We start from the raw sequence: 1,724 nt of genomic DNA on the forward strand, positions 1-1,724 counted from the left end.
TTGGGACCTGTTGGGTTTGTAGGTGAGTGATGGGGTGACGCAGGAAGGTAGCTGAGCCCAGGCGGTGGTTGTCCTGGGGTAAGCGTGTAGCCCGCACCATAGGTAAATCCGTGGTGCACATAGGGTGAGACGTGACGCCGAGCCGTATCAGGTGAAGTCAGTGATCCTATGCTGCCGAGAAAAGCCTCTAGCGATGTTGTGCGCGGCCCGTACCCCAAACCGACACAGGTGGTCAGGTAGAGAATACCGAGGCGATCGGGCGAACTGTGGTTAAGGAACTCGGCAAATTGCCCCCGTAACTTAGGGAGAAGGGGGGCCCAGCCTGGTGAGAGAATTTACTTCTGGAGCTGGGGTGGGTCGCAGAGAGCAGGGGGAAGCGACTGTTTACTAAAAACACAGGTCCATGCGAAGTCGTAAGACGCTGTATATGGACTGACGCCTGCCCGGTGCTGGAACGTTAAAAGGACCGGTTAGCTCTTCGGGGCGAAGCTGAGAATTGAAGCGCCAGTAAACGGCGGTGGTAACTATAACCATCCTAAGGTAGCGAAATTCCTTGTCGGGTAAGTTCCGACCTGCACGAATGGCGTAACGACTTCCCCACTGTCTCAACCACAGGCCCGGCGAAATTGCAGTACGAGTAAAGATGCTCGTTACGCGCGGCAGGACGGAAAGACCCCGGGACCTTCACTATAGCTTGACATTGATATTCGATACTGCTTGTGTAGGATAGGTGGGAGCCTATGAAGCCGGCACGCCAGTGCTGGTGGAGGCAATCTTGAAATACCACTCTGGTCGTATTGGGTATCTAACCACAGCCCCTGATCGGGGTTTGGGACAGTGTCTGGTGGGTAGTTTAACTGGGGCGGTTGCCTCCCAAAAAGTAACGGAGGCGCCCAAAGGTTCCCTCAGCCTGGTTGGCAATCAGGTGTTGAACGTAAGTGCACAAGGGAGCTTGACTGTGAGACTGACAGGTCGAGCAGGGACGAAAGTCGGGACTAGTGATCCGGCACCGGCATGTGGAAGCGGTGTCGCTCAACGGATAAAAGGTACCCCGGGGATAACAGGCTGATCTTCCCCAAGAGTCCATATCGACGGGATGGTTTGGCACCTCGATGTCGGCTCGTCGCATCCTGGGGCTGGAGTAGGTCCCAAGGGTTGGGCTGTTCGCCCATTAAAGCGGTACGCGAGCTGGGTTTAGAACGTCGTGAGACAGTTCGGTCCCTATCCGCCGCGCGCGCAGGAAACCTGAGAAGGGCTGTCCCTAGTACGAGAGGACCGGGACGGACGAACCTCTAGTGTGCCAGTTGTCCCGCCAGGGGCACGGCTGGTTAGCCACGTTCGGAAGGGATAACCGCTGAAAGCATCTAAGCGGGAAGCCCGCTTCAAGACCAAGTTTCCCACCCACAGCAATGTGGGGTAAGGCCCCCGCCCAGACCAGCGGGTAGATAGGCCAGAAATGTAAGCCCAGCAATGGGTTCAGTTGACTGGTACTAATCGGCCGAGGACTTCACACAAACACGCAGAAACAACACTGCACGCGTCCACTTTGCACATCACAGCTTGCAAACAACCCCACCAAAAGGGAAGTTTGACAGGTTAATAAAGTTACGGCGGTTATTGCGGTGGGGAAACGCCCGGCAACATTCCGAACCCGGAAGCTAAGCCCACCAGCGCCGATGGTACTGCACTAGCGATGGTGTGGGAGAGTAGGACACCGCCGGACA

General features: G+C 56.3%; 2 rRNA genes. Both read left to right on the forward strand.

Going from position 1 to position 1,724, the window contains the following annotated elements:
• Positions 1 to 1,514 (forward strand): 23S ribosomal RNA (locus Rhe02_RS49390); the annotation flags it as partial.
• A gap of 92 nt (positions 1,515 to 1,606) precedes the next feature.
• A 5S ribosomal RNA gene (gene rrf, locus Rhe02_RS49395) occupies positions 1,607 to 1,723 on the forward strand.
• Position 1,724 lies beyond the last annotated feature (1 nt).

It is taken from the genome of Rhizocola hellebori (assembly GCF_016862955.1).
Taxonomy (GTDB): domain Bacteria; phylum Actinomycetota; class Actinomycetes; order Mycobacteriales; family Micromonosporaceae; genus Rhizocola; species Rhizocola hellebori.